Source organism: Pseudomonas sp. T8, from assembly GCF_024610635.1.
GTDB lineage: Bacteria > Pseudomonadota > Gammaproteobacteria > Pseudomonadales > Pseudomonadaceae > Aquipseudomonas > Aquipseudomonas chlororaphis_I.
The window spans coordinates 3,225,709-3,241,405 of sequence record NZ_CP102374.1 but is presented as its reverse complement, the minus strand read 5'-3'; the positions used below and the strand labels follow the sequence as shown (position 1 = coordinate 3,241,405).

The following is a 15,697-nucleotide window of genomic DNA, read 5'->3' as shown; positions in this document are numbered from 1 at the left end:
CAACTGACATGGAGCGTCTGATGCGCTTTCTCGCTGCTCTGACCCGCTGGGGGCTGGGGCTTTGTGCATTGCTGCTGGTGCTGACGGCCTTGTACGTCAGCCTGGGTCGGGAACTGACCCCGCTGGTGGCTGAATATCAGGCCGAGGTCCAGGCCAAGGCTCAGGAAGCCCTGGGTATGCCGGTGCAGGTCGGCCGGCTGGAAGGCAGCTGGAGCGGTTTTTCGCCGATCCTGCTGGCCCGCGACGTGATAGTCGGCGAGGGCGCCAATGCCTTGCGCCTGGATCAGGTGCGGGTGGCGCCCGATCTGCCCGGCAGCGCCCTGGCGCGCCAGCTGCGGATCAAGCATCTTGAGTTCAGTGGCCTCAACCTGAGCCTGAAGGAAGGTCCGGATGGGCGCTGGGCGCTCGAAGGCCTGCCAGTGCGGGATAACCAGCCTATCGACCCCGAGCAGTTGCTCAACCGCATGCAGATGGTCAGTGAGCTGTCGGTGCTCGACAGCCAGGTGACCCTGCAACCGCTCGACCATCCCGCGATCGCCTTGACCTACGTTGGCCTCAATCTGCGTGCCGGCCCCAGCCGTCAACGCCTGGATGCGCGCCTGACCCTGCCGGACGGCCAGCCTCTGGCGGTCAGCTTGCGCACGCGAGTCCGCGCCAGCGCCTGGCGCGAAGGGCAGGTCGACGCTTACCTGAGCCTGCCACAAAGCAACTGGGCGAAATGGCTGCCGCCGCACGTGACCCAGCAGTGGCAGTTCTCCGAGCTCAAGGCCGGTGGCGAGTTCTGGCTCAGCTGGGGCGATGGTTTATTGCAGAGCCTGGTCGCGCGCCTGAATGCACCGCAGGTCAGCGGGGCCTATGACGAGCGCAAACCAATCACCGTGAAGAACCTGGCGCTCAATGCCTATTTCCAGCGCAACGACCAGGGCCTCAGCGTCGCCTTCGACTCGCTGGCCATGAACATCGGCGAGACGCGCTGGGAGTCCCGCCTGCAGTTGCAACAGACCGGTACCGTCAACAGTGCCGAAGAGCTCTGGCACTTGCAGGCCGACCGCCTCGACCTGACGCCGCTCACGCCGGTCCTGGATGCCTGGGCGCCGTTGCCGGAAAAGGTCGCGACCATCATCGACAACCTCAAGGTCACGGGCGCGCTGCGCAACATCCTGTTCGACTTCCGGCCGCAGGTCAGCGGCGATCAGCGCCTGAGTTTTGCTGCCAACCTGGAACAGGTCGGGTTCAACGCCTATCACGGCGCGCCGGCGGCCCGTAACGTCAGCGGCAGCATCAGCGGCGACCTGGGGCAGGGCGAGTTGCGCATGGACAGCAAGGACTTTGCCTTGCACCTGGACCCGATCTTCGCCAAGCCCTGGCAGTACCTCCAGGCCAATGCCCGGCTGACCTGGAAGCTCGACCAGCAGGGTTTCACCCTGATCGCGCCGTACCTCAAGGTCCTGGGCGAGGAGGGCAAGATCGCCGGCGACTTCCTGATCCGCCTGCATTTCGACCACACCCAGGAAGACTACATGGACCTGCGGGTCGGCCTGGTCGATGGCGACGGTCGTTATACTGCCAAGTACCTGCCCGAAGTGCTCAGCCCGGCCCTGGACGAATGGCTGCGCACGGCGATCCTCAAGGGCGCGGTGGATGAAGGTTTCTTCCAGTACCAGGGTTCGCTGAACCATGGCGCGGCCGACACCGCGCGCAGCATCAGCCTGTTCTTCAAGGTGCACGATGCCGAGCTGGCCTTCCAGCCGGGCTGGCCGCATATCGGCAAGGTCAGCGGCGATGTGTTCATCGAGGACAGCGGTGTGCGCATCCTGGCCAGCAAGGGCCAGTTGCTCGACACCCAGGTGAGCGACGTCTACGTCAATATTCCCCATGTACCCGCGGGGCAAAGCACCCATATGTTCATCGACGGCGAGTTCGCCGGCGGCCTGGGTGATGGTCTGAAAATTCTTCAGGAAGCGCCGATCGGCACGGGCCCGACCTTTGCCGGCTGGCAGGGCGAGGGCGACCTGCAGGGCAAGCTGAAGCTGGATATCCCGCTGGTCAAGGGCGAAGAGCCGAAGGTGCTGGTGGACTTCAAGACCAACAAGGCACGGCTCAAGTTGAGCGAACCGGAGTTGGAGTTGAGCCAGCTCAAGGGCGATTTCCGTTTCGACAGCAGCAAAGGCTTGAGCGGCCAGGGCATCAGCGCCCAGGCCTTCGAGCGCCCGGTGACCGCGCAGATCTTTGCCGATGGCCGTCCCGGCAAACTCGATACCCGGGTCGTCGCCAAGGGCCAGGTGTCGGTCAATAAGCTCACGGAGTGGCTGAAATACAACCAGCCGTTGCCGGTTTCCGGCGATATTCCCTACCAGCTGCAGCTCAACCTCGACGGTGCGGACAGCCAACTGATGGTCAGTTCCAGCCTCAAGGGGGTTGCCGTCGACTTGCCCGCGCCTTTCGGCATAGCGGCCAGCCAGGGGCGTGACAGTGTATTGCGCATGACCTTGCAGGGCGCCGAGCGGCGTTACTGGTTCGATTACGGCGATCTGGCCAACTTTACTTTCGCTGCGCCGAGCGGCAATTTTGCCGATGGCCGTGGCGAGTTGTTCCTCGGCGAGGGCGACGCCGTGTTGCCGGGGGGCAAGGGCCTGCGGGTGCGCGGTGTGCTGTCGGAACTGGATGTGGAGCCGTGGAAGGCGCTGGTCGATCGCTATGCCGGGCAGGACGCGGGCGGTAGCGCCAAGCAACTGCTCAGTGGCGCCGACTTCCGGGTCGGCAAGCTCAGCGGTTTTGGCACAACCCTGGATGAGGCCCGTGTGCAGTTGACGCGCAAGCCATCCTCCTGGGCCCTGCAGCTCGACAGCCAGCAGGCCAAGGGCAACGTGGCGATTCCCGATGCCAAGGCCGCGCCGATGGCGGTCAATCTGCAGTACGTGCGCCTGCCAGCCGCCGATCCGACGGTGCAGGCCGACGAGAACGCACCGGACCCGCTGGCCTCGGTCGACCCGAAGAAAGTCCCGGCGCTGGATCTCTCGATCAATCAGCTGTACCAGGGCAACGACCTGATCGGCGCCTGGTCGCTGAAAGTGCGCCCGACCGCCAAGGGCATGGCCTTCAACAGCCTCGACCTGGGCCTCAAGGGCATGGTCCTGCAAGGCGCCGGCGGCTGGGAAGGCGAACCCGGCGCGGCCACCAGCTGGTACAAGGGCCGCCTGGGCGGCAAGAACCTGGCGGACGTGCTCAAGGGCTGGGGCTTTGCGCCGACCGTGACCAGCGAAGAATTCCATATGGATGTGGACGGGCGCTGGCCCGGGTCGCCGGCCTGGGTCGGGCTCAAGCGGTTCTCGGGCAGCCTGGATGCGACCCTGCGCAAAGGCCAGTTCGTGGAAGTCGAAGGCGGGGCACAGGCCCTGCGGGTCTTCGGCCTGCTGAACTTCAACTCCATCGGCCGGCGCCTGCGCCTGGACTTCTCCGACCTGTTCGGCAAGGGCCTGAGCTACGACCGGGTCAAGGGTTTGCTGGTGGCCAGCAACGGCGTCTACGTGACCCGCGAACCCATCACCCTGACCGGGCCGTCGAGCAACCTGGAACTCAATGGCACCCTGGACCTGGTGGCCGACCAGGTGGATTCGAAGCTGCTGGTGACGCTGCCGGTGACCAACAACCTGCCGATCGCCGCGCTGATCGTCGGTGCGCCGGCGGTCGGCGGGGCGCTGTTCCTGATCGACAAGCTGATCGGCGACCGGGTGTCGCGCTTCGCCAGCGTCCAGTACAGCGTCAAGGGGCCCTGGAAGGACCCGAAAATCACCTTCGACAAGCCTTTTTGAAAAACCGCGGCCCGGGTCTATGGAGTAGCATGGCCACATATCCAACCTGGAGTGCGCCATGTCTCTCGCGGTGATTCAAATGGTCAGCCAGAGCGACGTGCTGGCTAATTTGCAGCAGGCGCGCAGCCTGCTGGAACAGGCGGCTGCCGGCGGTGCGCGGCTGGCCGTACTGCCAGAGAACTTCGCCGCCATGGGACGCCGCGACGCGGCGGCCATCGGTCGTGCCGAGGCCCAGGGCGAAGGTCCGATCCTGCCCTGGTTGAAACAGACCGCCCGCGACCTCAAGTTATGGATAGTGGCCGGCACCTTGCCGCTGCCCCCGGTGGACCAGCCGGAGGCCAAGGCCCGTGCCTGTTCGCTGTTGATCGACGAGCACGGCGAGCAAGTGGCGCGCTACGACAAGCTGCATCTGTTCGACGTGGACGTGGCCGACAATCGCGGCCGTTACCGGGAGTCGGATGACTATGCTCATGGAGAGCAGGTGGTGGTGGCGGATACGCCGGTGGGCCGGGTTGGCCTGACCGTGTGCTACGACCTGCGTTTCCCCGAGCTGTACAGCGAATTGCGAGCCGCCGGGGCGGAACTGATCAGCGCTCCTTCGGCGTTCACCGCCGTGACCGGCGCGGCGCATTGGGATGTACTGATCCGTGCCCGGGCCATCGAAACCCAGTGTTACCTGCTGGCGGCGGCGCAGGGCGGCATTCATCCGGGACCCCGGGAGACCTTCGGCCATGCGGCCATCGTCGACCCCTGGGGCCGGGTGCTGGCGCAACAGGATCAAGACGAGGCCGTGCTGCTGGCCGAGCGCGACAGCAGCGAACAGGCGTCCATCCGGGCGCGCATGCCGGTGGCCAGTCACCGGCGCTTTTTCTCGCAAGGCGCGCAGCGACTTGCTTAAGAACGACGAATTTAAGGCGTAAAGCATATGAGCGGGTTGTTATCTTCAGTCAGTGAACACCTTCTGGCGCCCGGCGGCGTGACCCTGGAAAGCCTGCAGGGCGTGCTCGGCGATCTGGCCGGCCCGGGCATCGATGCCGCCGACCTGTATTTTCAGGGGCAGATTTCCGAGTCCTGGTCGCTGGAAGACGGCATCGTCAAGGAAGGCAGCTTCAATCTGGACCAGGGCGTTGGCGTGCGGGCGCAGTCGGGTGAGAAAACCGGCTTTGCCTACAGCAATGCCATCACCCTCGAAGCGCTCGGCCTGGCTGCCCGGGCCGCGCGCTCGATTTCCCGTGCCGGGCAGAACGGCACCGTGCAGGCCTTTACCACCCAGGACGTGGCCCAGCTGTATGCGCCGGACAACCCCCTGGAAGTCATCAGCCGCGCGGAAAAGGTCGAGCTGCTCAAGCGTGTCGACGCCGCGACCCGCGCTCTAGACCCACGCATCCAGCAGGTCAGCGTCAGCATGGCCGGGGTCTGGGAACGCATCCTCGTCGCTTCCACCGACGGTGGCCTGGCGGCGGATGTGCGGCCTTTGGTGCGCTTCAACGTCAGCGTGATCGTCGAGCAGAACGGCCGCCGCGAGCGTGGCGGTCATGGCGGCGGCGGGCGCACCGATTACCGTTATTTCCTCAGTGAGGACCGCGCCATGGGTTATGCCCGTGAGGCTTTGCGTCAGGCCCTGGTCAACCTGGAAGCCATCCCTGCGCCAGCTGGCACTCTGCCGGTGGTACTGGGTTCCGGCTGGTCCGGCGTGCTGTTGCACGAAGCGGTGGGTCACGGCCTGGAAGGCGATTTCAACCGCAAGGGCAGCTCGGCCTACAGTGGGCGCATGGGCGAGATGGTGGCCTCGAAACTCTGCACCATCGTTGACGATGGCACCCTGGCCGGGCGGCGTGGTTCGCTGAGCATCGACGACGAAGGCACCCCGACCGAGTGCACTACCCTGATCGAGAACGGTGTGCTCAAGGGCTATATGCAGGACAAGCTCAATGCCCGCCTGATGGGCGTGGCCCGCACCGGCAACGGTCGCCGCGAATCCTATGCGCACCTGCCGATGCCGCGCATGACCAACACCTACATGCTGGGTGGCGAAAGCGATCCGGCGGAAATCATCGCCTCGGTGAAAAAAGGCATCTACTGCGCCAACCTGGGTGGCGGTCAGGTGGACATCACCAGTGGCAAGTTCGTGTTCTCCACCAGTGAGGCGTATCTGATCGAAGACGGCAAGATCACCGCGCCGGTCAAAGGCGCAACCCTGATCGGCAACGGGCCGGAAGCCATGAGCCGGGTGTCGATGGTCGGTAACGACCTGGCGCTGGACAGTGGCGTGGGGACGTGTGGCAAGGATGGGCAGTCGGTGCCGGTGGGTGTCGGCCAGCCGACCTTGAAGATCGATGCGATCACCGTGGGTGGCACGGGCGCTTGAGGCGTGAAGCGGCGGGTGAGTTGCAGGGCAACCCACCCGAATCGAGGCTCAGCGCAGGCCGCGTTGAGTCTCGTCCAGCTCGCGGATGTATTTGAAGATTTTACGGCTGGAGGCAGGCGGCTTGTTATGGGCCACCTCATGCTGGGCCTGACGAATCAGGGAGCGCAACTGCTGACGATCCGCTTCCGGATAGTCCGCGACGAACTTCTCCAGGACCGCGTCATCGCCGGCGATCAAGCGATCGCGCCAGCGCTCCAGGCCATGGAAACGTTCGTTGTACTGGCGAGTCGAGGCGTCGAGCTGGTCCAGCAGCACCAGGATCGCGCTGGTGTCCTGATCGCGCATCAGCTTGCCGATGAATTGCAGGTGGCGTTTACGCGCGATATGGGCGACATGCTTGGGCGCATCCGCCAAGGCCCGGCGCAGGGCGTCGGTCAACGGCAGTTTGTTCAGCAAGTCGGGCTTGAGTGTTGTAAGGCGCTCGCCGAGGTCAACCAGAGCATGCAGCTCGCGTTTGACCTGGGATTTGCTTTTCTCCCCATCGAGGGAGTCGTCGTAAGAATCAACCATGGTGGCAGTCCGCAAAGAAACGCCGCCATGATAACCAGTCGGGGGCCGCTTGTCCGGCCCGGTCGCTCGAAGGCCTTAACCGAAAGCAGAATTTGAGTGGAGAAAACCATGAGTGCAGCACAAAGCGTCGGCCCGCAGGCTTTGCCGGCACTGCAGGAACAAGTCGAGCAGATCATCGCCGAGGCCAAGCGCCAGGGCGCCAGTGCCTGCGAAGTGGCGGTTTCTCTGGAGCAGGGCCTGTCGACTTCGGTTCGCCAGCGGGAAGTGGAAACCGTCGAATTCAATCGCGACCAGGGTTTTGGCATCACACTGTACGTCGGCCAGCGCAAGGGCTCGGCCAGCACTTCGGCCAGTGGTCCCGAGGCGATTCGCGAAACCGTTGCCGCGGCCCTGGCCATCGCCAAGCACACCTCGGAAGACGAAAGCTCGGGGCTGGCCGATGCCGCGCTGATGGCCCGGGACGTGCCGGACTTCGACCTGTTTCACGCTTGGGACATTACCCCGGAGCAAGCCATCGAACGGGCACTGGCCTGTGAAGCCGCGGCCTTTGCCGCCGACAGCCGGATCAAGAACGCCGACGGCACTACCCTGAGCACCCACCAGGGCTGCCGTGTGTACGGCAACAGCCACGGTTTTATCGGCGGTTACGCCTCGACCCGACACAGCTTGAGCTGCGTGATGATCGCCGAGGCCGACGGCCAGATGCAGCGTGACTACTGGTATGACGTCAATCGCCAGGGCCATCTGCTGACGGACCCGGTGACCATCGGCCAGCGCGCCGCGCAACGGGCCGCGAGTCGTCTGGGCGCGCGCCCGGTACCGACCTGCGAAGTGCCGGTGCTGTTTTCCGCGGAACTGGCTGGTGGATTGTTCGGCAGTTTCCTGGGGGCGATTTCCGGCGGCAACCTGTACCGCAAGTCGTCCTTCCTCGAGGGCGCGCTGGGACAGCGGCTGTTCCCCGAGTGGCTGACCATCGATGAGCGTCCGCACTTGATGCGCGCCCTGGGCAGTTCGGCCTTCGATGGCGATGGCCTGGCTACCTACGCCAAGCCTTTCGTCGAGAACGGCGAACTGGTGTCCTACGTGCTGGGGACTTATTCCGGGCGCAAGCTCGGCCTGCCCAGCACCGCCAACGCCGGTGGCGTGCACAACCTGTTCGTGACCCATGGCGAGGAAGACCAGGCGGCCTTGCTGCGCCGCATGGGCCGGGGCCTGCTGGTCACCGAGCTGATGGGCCACGGGCTGAACATGGTCACCGGCGATTACTCTCGGGGCGCGGCCGGTTTCTGGGTCGAAAATGGCGAAATCCAGTTCGCTGTCCAGGAAGTGACCATTGCCGGCAACATGCGCGACATGTTCAAGCAGATCATCGCCGTGGGTAACGATCTGGAGCTGCGCAGCAACATCCGCACCGGTTCGGTATTGATCGAACGCATGACGGTCGCCGGCAGCTAAATCGCAGCAGCGGCAACGAAAGCGCGCGTCCCGTCCGGGGGCGCGCGCTTTTTTATTGCCCGGCTTTTGAACACTGACCAACCCTAGCCACCTGTGCAGGGCTCGCTTGGTCTCGAGCTTGTTTTGATTCTCAATATCATATAATAATAAATCTCATTATCGAATGAGCCCAGGTCATGAGTTCTGCCTTGCACGAGCAGCCTTACCTCGAAAGCTGGCGCTGGATGAGCCGCCAGATCCGTTGTGCCCTCGATCCGGACGAGCCGCGCCTGATCGAGCATTACCTGGCTGAAGGGCGCTACCTGGCGTGTTGCACCGCCACCTCGCCCTGGCTGATCGCCGAAACCTCATTTCGCCTGTTGCTCGATACCGCTACCGATACCGCGCTGCCCTGGCATTGGCGCAGCCAGTGCCTGGACCAGGCCTGGCGTCCGTTGCGTGACCTGGAACGCCTGTCTTTCTGCAAATGCCGGCTCAAGCGCTGGCAAAGCCATGCCTGGCAACTGGCGACCTGCTCGTTGCTGCCATCCATTCCCCTTATCGAACTGGTGCAAGGATTTCCCGATGAGTAATACCCGTATCGAACGCGACAGCATGGGCGAGCTGCATGTTCCGGAGCAGGCGCTGTATGGCGCACAGACCCAGCGTGCAGTGGATAACTTTCCCATCAGCCACCAGCGCATGCCGGCGCAGTTCATCCGCGCGCTGATCCTGGCCAAGGCGGCCGCGGCCAAGGCCAACGTCGAACTCAAGCAACTGAGCGAATCCCAGGGCAAGGCCATAGTCGATGCCGCCCAGGGCCTGCTGGAAGGCGATTTCATGCAGCACTTCCCGGTGGATATCTTCCAGACCGGGTCCGGCACCAGTTCCAACATGAACGCCAACGAAGTCATCGCCACCCTGGCCAGCCGTCTGCTCGGCGAGCCGGTCAACCCCAACGACCATGTGAACTGCGGGCAGAGCAGCAACGACATCATCCCGACCACTATTCACGTCAGCGCCGCGCTGGGCTTGCATGAACAACTGCTGCCGGCGCTGGTGCATCTGGTACAGGTCATCGAACGCAAGGCGGTCGAGGTCCATCCGTTCATCAAGACCGGTCGCACTCACCTGATGGACGCGATGCCAGTGCGCATGAGCCAGGTGCTGGAAGGGTGGGCGCAGCAGCTCAAGGCCAATATCGGTCATCTGCAGGATCTGCTGCCGAGCCTGCAATCCCTGGCCCAGGGCGGTACCGCGGTGGGCACCGGGATCAACGCCCACCCGCAGTTCGCCGTGGGTTTCAGCCGGCAACTGAGCAGCCTGACCCAGGTGCAGTTCACGCCGGGCAAGAACCTGTTTGCCCTGATCGGTTCCCAGGACACCGCGGTGGCGGTCTCGGGCCAGCTCAAGGCCATCGCGGTCACCTTGATGAAGATCGCCAACGACCTGCGCTGGATGAACTCCGGGCCGTTGGCCGGCCTCGGCGAGATCGAGCTGGAAGGTTTGCAACCGGGTTCCTCGATCATGCCGGGCAAGGTCAACCCGGTGATTCCGGAAGCCACGGCGATGGTGGCGGCCCAGGTGATCGGCAACGACACCACGATCACGGTGGCGGGGCAGTCGGGCAACTTCGAGCTGAACGTCATGCTGCCGATCATCGCCCAGAACCTGTTGAGCAGCATCGAGCTGCTGGCCAACTCCAGCCGCCTGCTGGCGGACAAGGCGATTGCCAGCTTCAAGGTCAACGAGCCCAAGCTCAAGGAGGCGCTGTCGCGCAACCCGATCCTGGTCACGGCGCTCAACCCGATCATCGGTTACCAGAAGGCCGCTGAAATCGCCAAGACCGCCTACAAGCAGGGGCGCCCGGTAATCGACGTCGCCCTTGAACACACTGATCTGTCACGCAGCCAGCTGGAGATCCTGCTCGACCCGGAAAAACTCACCGCGGGCGGCGTGTAAATCCCGACATTGCTTTGGAGGTTCACCATGGAGCACTGGAAACGCACGATCGAAAGGGCAAACCGTTTCTTCATGCAGGGCGACCTGGTGGACGCCCGTGAGTATTACTTGCAGGCCCTGGCCCTGGCGCAGGTGTTGTTCGAGCGCTGGAGCGATGCCGATGAAGCGGTCGCGGCCTGTGTCATCTCCCATCACAACCTGGCGGACCTGCACCTGCGCCTGAACCAGCCGGAGGAGAGCGCGGAATACCTCTGCGCCATCCATCAGCGGCTGTTGCAGACCATGCAGGACAACCGCCTGGCGCCAGCGCTGCGGGAAGCTGCGTTGCGCCAGAGCAGCAAGACCTACGTCGAGTTGCTCAACTTCATCAGTGAGTACGGTGAATACCCCCGTACGCATCGCCTGCTGGAGCGCAATGTCGCGCAATCGACTTCCGGCGCCGCGACCCCGAATGCCCCTCATTACGGAGCACATTGATATGTCCTTTACCTTGCCTGCATTGCCCTACGCCTACGACGCCCTGGAACCGCACATCGACGCGCAGACCATGGAGATTCACTACACCAAGCATCACCAGACCTATATCAACAACCTCAACGCGGCCGTGGAAGGCACTGAATGGGCCGACTGGTCGGTGGAAAGACTGGTGGCCGGGGTCCAGCAGTTGCCGGAGAAGCTGCGGGCGGCGGTCATCAACCAGGGCGGTGGCCATGCCAACCATTCGTTGTTCTGGGCAGTGATGGCGCCAACTGGCGGAGGCAAGCCGGACGGTGCGCTGGCCAAGGCAATCGATGAGCAGTTGGGTGGTTTCGAGCGCTTCAAGGAAGCCTTCACCAAGGCCGCGCTCACCCGTTTCGGCAGCGGTTGGGCCTGGCTCAGCGTGACCCCGCAAAAGACCCTGGTGGTCGAGAGCAGCGGTAACCAGGACAGCCCGTTGATGAATGGCAATACCCCGATTCTCGGTCTGGACGTGTGGGAGCACGCGTATTACCTGCGTTACCAGAACCGGCGGCCGGAATACATCAATGCGTTCTACAACGTGATCAATTGGCCTGAAGTAGCCCAGCGCTATCAGGCCGCACTGGTTTGAGCCCCCACCGATAAAAAGACCTAAGGCTGACTATGGGCACTGAAACACTGACGATCAGCAGCGGGCGGATGTTTCGTTACGCGTTCGGTTCGCTGTTGCTGTTGGCGGGTACTGCATTGCTGGTTGCCCAGGGCTTGTCCTGGCTGGAGCTGGAACCGCGCTTGTTGCGTGCGTTGCAGGGCGGGGCGGTGTGTGCCCTGGGAACCGCGCTGGGGGCAGTGCCGGTGCTGGTCATTCGCAAGATGCCGCTGGCGCTGAGTGACACCCTGTTGGGATTCGGCGCCGGGGTGATGCTGGCGGCCACGGCCTTTTCGCTGATCGTGCCCGGGATCGCCGCGGCGGAAAAACTCGGGTTGTCGCCCTGGGTTTCGAGCGGCCTGATCAGCTTCGGCATCATGCTCGGTGCTTTGGGGTTGTTTCTAGTGGATCGCAAGGTGTCGGGGGGCAACCCGGAGAAATTGGTGGGCACCCTTGAGCACCCGGTCATCCCGCCGCGAATCTGGCTGTTTGTGTTTGCCATCATCGCCCACAACATTCCCGAGGGAATGGCCGTGGGCGTTTCCGCGGGTGGCGGTATGCCGGAGGCGGATAGCCTGGCCATGGGCATCGCCTTGCAGGATGTGCCGGAAGGCCTGGTGATTGCTCTGGTGCTGGCTGGCGCCGGCATGTCCCGGGTCAAGGCATTCCTGATCGGTGCCGCTTCGGGCCTGGTGGAGCCGGTGTTCGCCTTGCTTTGTGCGTGGCTGGTGAGCCTGGCCGAGATGCTGTTGCCGCTCGGGTTGGCGTTGGCGGCGGGGGCCATGCTGCTGGTGGTGACCCACGAAGTGATCCCCGAATCACGACGCAACGGTCATGAAAAGCTGGCGAGCCTGGGCTTGTGTGTCGGCTTTTGCCTGATGATGGTCATGGATACGGCACTCGCCTGAGTGCCTTTCGGCGGGCTTGCCCCGCCGACCTTACTCGCCTTCGTCGAAGAAGTTATTGATCAGTGCCACCAGCGCTTCCAGCGCCTCCTGCTCCTGTTCGCCTTCGGTCTTCAGATGAATCTTGGTGCCTTTGCCGGCGGCCAGCATCATCATCGCCATGATGCTCTTGCCGTCGACCATCGACTCCGGCGTTCTCCCTGCACGGATCTGGCAAGGAAACTGACCGGCCACGCCGACGAACTTTGCCGAGGCACGGGCATGCAGACCCAGTTTGTTGATGATTTCAATTTCCAGAGCAGGCATCGCGGGGTAGATCCTTTCAGCTAAGGTCGCGGTGGCGAACCTGGACGTTCTTCAGGGACTTTTGCAGGACTTGGCCCAAGCGTTCGGTCAGGTAGACCGAGCGATGGTGGCCGCCCGTACAGCCAATGGCAATAGTGACGTAGGCGCGGTTGCTGGCGGCAAAGCGTGGCAACCATTTCAGCAGGTAGCTGGAGATGTCCTGGAACATTTCCTCGACGTCCGGCTGGGCGGCCAGGTATTCGGCAACCGGCTGGTCGAGCCCGGACTGGGCGCGCAACTCGGGCTTCCAGTACGGGTTGGGCAGGCAGCGCACATCGAACACCAGGTCGGCGTCGACCGGCATGCCACGCTTGAATCCGAAAGACTCCACCAGGAAGGCGGTGCCCGGTTCCGGCTGGTTCAACAGGCGCAACTTGATGGTATCGCGCAGTTGGTACAGGTTCAGGTTGGTGGTGTTGACCTTGAGGTCGGCGAGGTCGGCAATCGGACCCAGCAGGTGGCTTTCGTCTTGAATCGCCTCGGCCAGCGAGCGATTGTTGCTGCTCAAGGGGTGGCGACGGCGGGTTTCGGAAAAGCGCTTGAGCAGGGTTTCTTCGTCAGCGTCCAGGTACAGCACATCGCACTGGATATGCCGGCTGCGTACTTCCTCGAGCAGTTCGGGAAAGCGCGACAAGTGGCTTGGCAGGTTGCGGGCGTCGATCGACACGGCGACCAGTGGCTGCGTCAGCTCGGTATGGATCAGCGCTCGCTCGGCCAATTCGGGCAACAGCCCGGCCGGCAGGTTGTCGATGCAGTAATAGCCATTGTCCTCGAGTACATCGAGGGCGGTGCTTTTACCCGAGCCGGACCGGCCGCTGACGATGATCAAACGCATGATTACTGACCGTTCTGTTCGTCCAGGACAACCTTGTACAAGGCTTCATTGCTGGTGGCGCTGCGCAGCTTGTCGCGCACCTCTTTGCGGTCCAGCATGCTGGCAATCTGCCGGAGCAGTTCCAGGTGCGCATCGGTGGCGGCTTCCGGGACCAGCAGTACGAACAGCAGGTCGACCGGTGCGCCGTCGATGGCGTCGAAATCGATGGGGGCGTCCAGGTGCATCAGGGCACTGATGGGCGACTCACAGCCTTTGAGGCGGCAGTGTGGAATGGCGATGCCGTTGCCAAAACCGGTAGAACCCAGCTTTTCACGGGCAATCAGGCTTTCGAAGACATCTTGCATCTCCAGATCAGGCACTTCGCGGCTGATCAGGTTGGCAATTTGTTCGAGGGCACGTTTTTTACTGCCGCCCGGCACGTTCACCAGGGAACGGCCGGGGGTCAGGATGCTTTCAAGTCGGATCATGGGAGGGGAGTGTTAGCGACCCGTGCCTTGGAGAAGGTGGAGTTGCTTTTCCTTATGCTTTTTCAGTTGGCGGTCAAGCTTGTCCGTGAGCAAGTCGATTGCGGCATACATATCGTCATGTTCTGCATTGGCGACGACTTCCCCACCATGGATGTGCAGCGTGGCCTCGATTTTCTGCTTCAGTTTCTCGACGGCCAGCGTTACCTGCACATTGGTAATCTTGTCAAAGTGCCGCTCCAGTCGGTCGAGTTTTTCGCCGATGTAAGCGCGCAGAGGTTCGGTCACTTCCAGTTGGTGTCCACTGATGTTGACTTGCATACAGCTTCTCCTTCGTTGCCAGTGCATAAAGCGGCAGGTCGATTGACCTGCCACTGGAACGCTGTGGCGAGCCCGGCGGCTACATCAACCGCTTCCGTTCGCTGGAAGGCGCGATCCCCAGGGATTCACGGTACTTGGCGACGGTACGACGGGCTACCTGAATGCCTTGTGCCTCCAGTAAACCAGCGATCTTGCTGTCACTCAACGGCTTTTTCTGATTTTCCGCGGCGACCAGTTTTTTGATGATCGCGCGGATCGCCGTGGACGAGCATTCACCGCCTTCGGAGGTACTTACGTGGCTGGAGAAAAAGTATTTCAGTTCATAAATGCCCCGTGGGGTATGCATGAATTTTTGCGTGGTCACCCGGGAAATCGTCGACTCGTGCATGCCCACCGCTTCGGCGATGTCATGCAGGACCAACGGTTTCATCGCCTCATCGCCGTACTCGAGGAAGCCGCGCTGATGCTCGACGATCTGGGTGGCGACTTTCATCAGGGTTTCGTTACGGCTCTGCAGGCTCTTGATGAACCAACGGGCTTCCTGCAGCTGGTTGCGCATGAAGGTGTTGTCAGCGCTGGTGTCGGCGCGTCGCACGAAACCGGCGTATTGCGGGTTGACGCGCAGGCGCGGCACGGACTCCTGGTTCAGCTCCACCAGCCAGCGTTCGTTGTCCTTGCGCACGATGACGTCGGGAACCACGTATTCGGCTTCGGTGGATTCGATTTGCGAGCCCGGTCGTGGGTTGAGGCTCTGCACCAGTTCGATGACCTGGCGCAGTTCGTCTTCCTTGAGCTTCATGCGCCGCATCAGCTGGCTGTAGTCGCGGCTGCCGAGCAGGTCGATGAAGTCGGTGACCAGGCGCTTGGCTTCAGTCAGCCAAGGGGTCTTGGCGGGTAGCTGGCGCAGTTGCAGCAGCAGGCACTCACCCAGGTTGCGGGCGCCGATGCCGGCGGGTTCGAATTGCTGGATGCGATGCAGGACGGCCTCGATTTCGTCGAGTTCGATGTCCAGCTCCGGATCGAAGGCTTCGAGGATTTCCTCGAGGGTTTCGTCCAGATAGCCCTGATTGTTGATGCAGTCGATCAGGGTCACGGCGATCAGGCGATCGGTGTCGGACATGGGCGCCAGGTTCAACTGCCAGAGCAGATGGCTCTGCAGGCTTTCGCCGGCCGAAGTGCGGGTGGTGAAATCCCACTCGTCGTCATCGTTGCTGGGCAGGCTGCTGGCGCTGGTCTGGTAGACGTCTTCCCAGGCGGTGTCGACCGGCAGGTCGTTGGGAATGCGCTCGTTCCATTCACCGTCCTCGAGGTTGTCCACCGTCGGGGCGGTTTCCTGGTAAGAGGGTTCCTGGATATCGGTATTGGGCTTCTGCTCGGCGTTGTCGGCCAGCGGATCGGTGTTATCGAAGTCGTCGCCTTCTTCCTGGCGCTCGAGCATCGGGTTGGACTCCAGGGCCTCCTGGATTTCCTGTTGCAGGTCCAGGGTCGACAATTGGAGCAGGCGGATGGCCTGTTGCAGCTGCGGTGTCATCGTCAGCTGCTGGCCCATTCTGAGGACTAGCGATGGTTTCAT

At 62.9% G+C, this 15,697-nt stretch carries 15 protein-coding genes; 9 read left to right on the top strand and 6 right to left on the bottom strand.

Annotation, left to right across the window (positions count from 1 at the left end):
• Positions 1 to 8: 8 nt before the first annotated feature.
• Genes NRG23_RS14610 through tldD form a run of 3 tightly spaced genes read left to right on the top strand, consistent with a single transcriptional unit; the run spans position 9 to position 6,180 of the window.
• Positions 9 to 3,812, top strand: a complete 3,804-nt coding sequence (locus tag NRG23_RS14610) for a YhdP family protein (protein WP_257374912.1) — start codon at positions 9 to 11, stop codon at positions 3,810 to 3,812.
• Between the two features lie 58 nt (positions 3,813 to 3,870).
• Positions 3,871 to 4,710, top strand: a complete 840-nt coding sequence (locus NRG23_RS14605; protein WP_257374911.1) for a carbon-nitrogen hydrolase family protein — start codon at positions 3,871 to 3,873, stop codon at positions 4,708 to 4,710.
• A 27-nt stretch (positions 4,711 to 4,737) separates the two neighbouring features.
• Entirely contained in the window at positions 4,738 to 6,180 is a 1,443-nt protein-coding gene (gene tldD / locus NRG23_RS14600) for a metalloprotease TldD (protein WP_007929903.1), read from the top strand.
• A gap of 48 nt (positions 6,181 to 6,228) precedes the next feature.
• Here the strand turns inward: tldD and yjgA are convergent, their stop codons facing one another.
• On the bottom strand, positions 6,229 to 6,750 hold the full coding sequence (yjgA, locus tag NRG23_RS14595) for a ribosome biogenesis factor YjgA (protein ID WP_009046993.1): 522 nt from the start codon (positions 6,748 to 6,750) through the stop codon (positions 6,229 to 6,231).
• A gap of 108 nt (positions 6,751 to 6,858) precedes the next feature.
• Here yjgA and pmbA point away from each other — a divergent pair, with 108 nt between their 5' ends.
• The 6 genes from pmbA (at position 6,859) to NRG23_RS14565 (ending at position 12,162) form a co-directional block, all read left to right on the top strand.
• Positions 6,859 to 8,205, top strand: coding sequence for a metalloprotease PmbA (pmbA, locus tag NRG23_RS14590; protein WP_009046994.1), 1,347 nt, complete (start codon positions 6,859 to 6,861; stop codon positions 8,203 to 8,205).
• A gap of 176 nt (positions 8,206 to 8,381) precedes the next feature.
• Positions 8,382 to 8,777 (top strand): hypothetical protein, encoded by a 396-nt coding sequence (locus NRG23_RS14585; RefSeq protein WP_007929895.1) that lies wholly within the window; start codon positions 8,382 to 8,384, stop codon positions 8,775 to 8,777.
• The gene (locus NRG23_RS14580; RefSeq protein ID WP_038630613.1) at positions 8,770 to 10,146 is read left to right on the top strand and encodes an aspartate ammonia-lyase; all 1,377 of its coding nucleotides are present in this window, start codon (positions 8,770 to 8,772) and stop codon (positions 10,144 to 10,146) included. The genes NRG23_RS14585 and NRG23_RS14580 overlap by 8 nt, the downstream gene beginning before the upstream one ends.
• A 27-nt stretch (positions 10,147 to 10,173) precedes the next feature.
• A complete protein-coding gene (locus NRG23_RS14575) occupies positions 10,174 to 10,623 on the top strand; it encodes a hypothetical protein (protein ID WP_009046996.1) in 450 nt (149 codons plus the stop codon).
• 1 nt (position 10,624) lies between these two features.
• The gene (locus tag NRG23_RS14570; RefSeq protein ID WP_009046997.1) at positions 10,625 to 11,236 is read left to right on the top strand and encodes a superoxide dismutase; all 612 of its coding nucleotides are present in this window, start codon (positions 10,625 to 10,627) and stop codon (positions 11,234 to 11,236) included.
• A gap of 32 nt (positions 11,237 to 11,268) precedes the next feature.
• On the top strand, positions 11,269 to 12,162 hold the full coding sequence (locus tag NRG23_RS14565; protein WP_124301143.1) for a ZIP family metal transporter: 894 nt from the start codon (positions 11,269 to 11,271) through the stop codon (positions 12,160 to 12,162).
• Between the two features lie 30 nt (positions 12,163 to 12,192).
• On the opposite strand, the gene NRG23_RS14560 is transcribed toward NRG23_RS14565, so the two are convergent.
• The 5 genes from NRG23_RS14560 to NRG23_RS14540 all read right to left on the bottom strand — a co-directional run bounded on the left by NRG23_RS14560 (position 12,193) and on the right by NRG23_RS14540 (position 15,697).
• The gene (locus NRG23_RS14560) at positions 12,193 to 12,465 is read right to left on the bottom strand and encodes an HPr family phosphocarrier protein (RefSeq protein WP_009046999.1); all 273 of its coding nucleotides are present in this window, start codon (positions 12,463 to 12,465) and stop codon (positions 12,193 to 12,195) included.
• Between the two features lie 16 nt (positions 12,466 to 12,481).
• The gene (gene rapZ / locus NRG23_RS14555) at positions 12,482 to 13,339 is read right to left on the bottom strand and encodes an RNase adapter RapZ (RefSeq protein WP_007929875.1); all 858 of its coding nucleotides are present in this window, start codon (positions 13,337 to 13,339) and stop codon (positions 12,482 to 12,484) included.
• Positions 13,340 to 13,341: 2 nt separating this feature from the next.
• Positions 13,342 to 13,806: a PTS IIA-like nitrogen regulatory protein PtsN gene (ptsN, locus tag NRG23_RS14550; RefSeq protein ID WP_007929873.1), complete on the bottom strand. Its 465-nt coding sequence runs from the start codon at positions 13,804 to 13,806 to the stop codon at positions 13,342 to 13,344.
• A gap of 12 nt (positions 13,807 to 13,818) precedes the next feature.
• Positions 13,819 to 14,124, bottom strand: coding sequence for a ribosome hibernation-promoting factor, HPF/YfiA family (gene hpf, locus NRG23_RS14545; protein ID WP_007929872.1), 306 nt, complete (start codon positions 14,122 to 14,124; stop codon positions 13,819 to 13,821).
• A 79-nt stretch (positions 14,125 to 14,203) separates the two neighbouring features.
• Positions 14,204 to 15,697 (bottom strand): RNA polymerase factor sigma-54, encoded by a 1,494-nt coding sequence (locus NRG23_RS14540; protein ID WP_009047001.1) that lies wholly within the window; start codon positions 15,695 to 15,697, stop codon positions 14,204 to 14,206.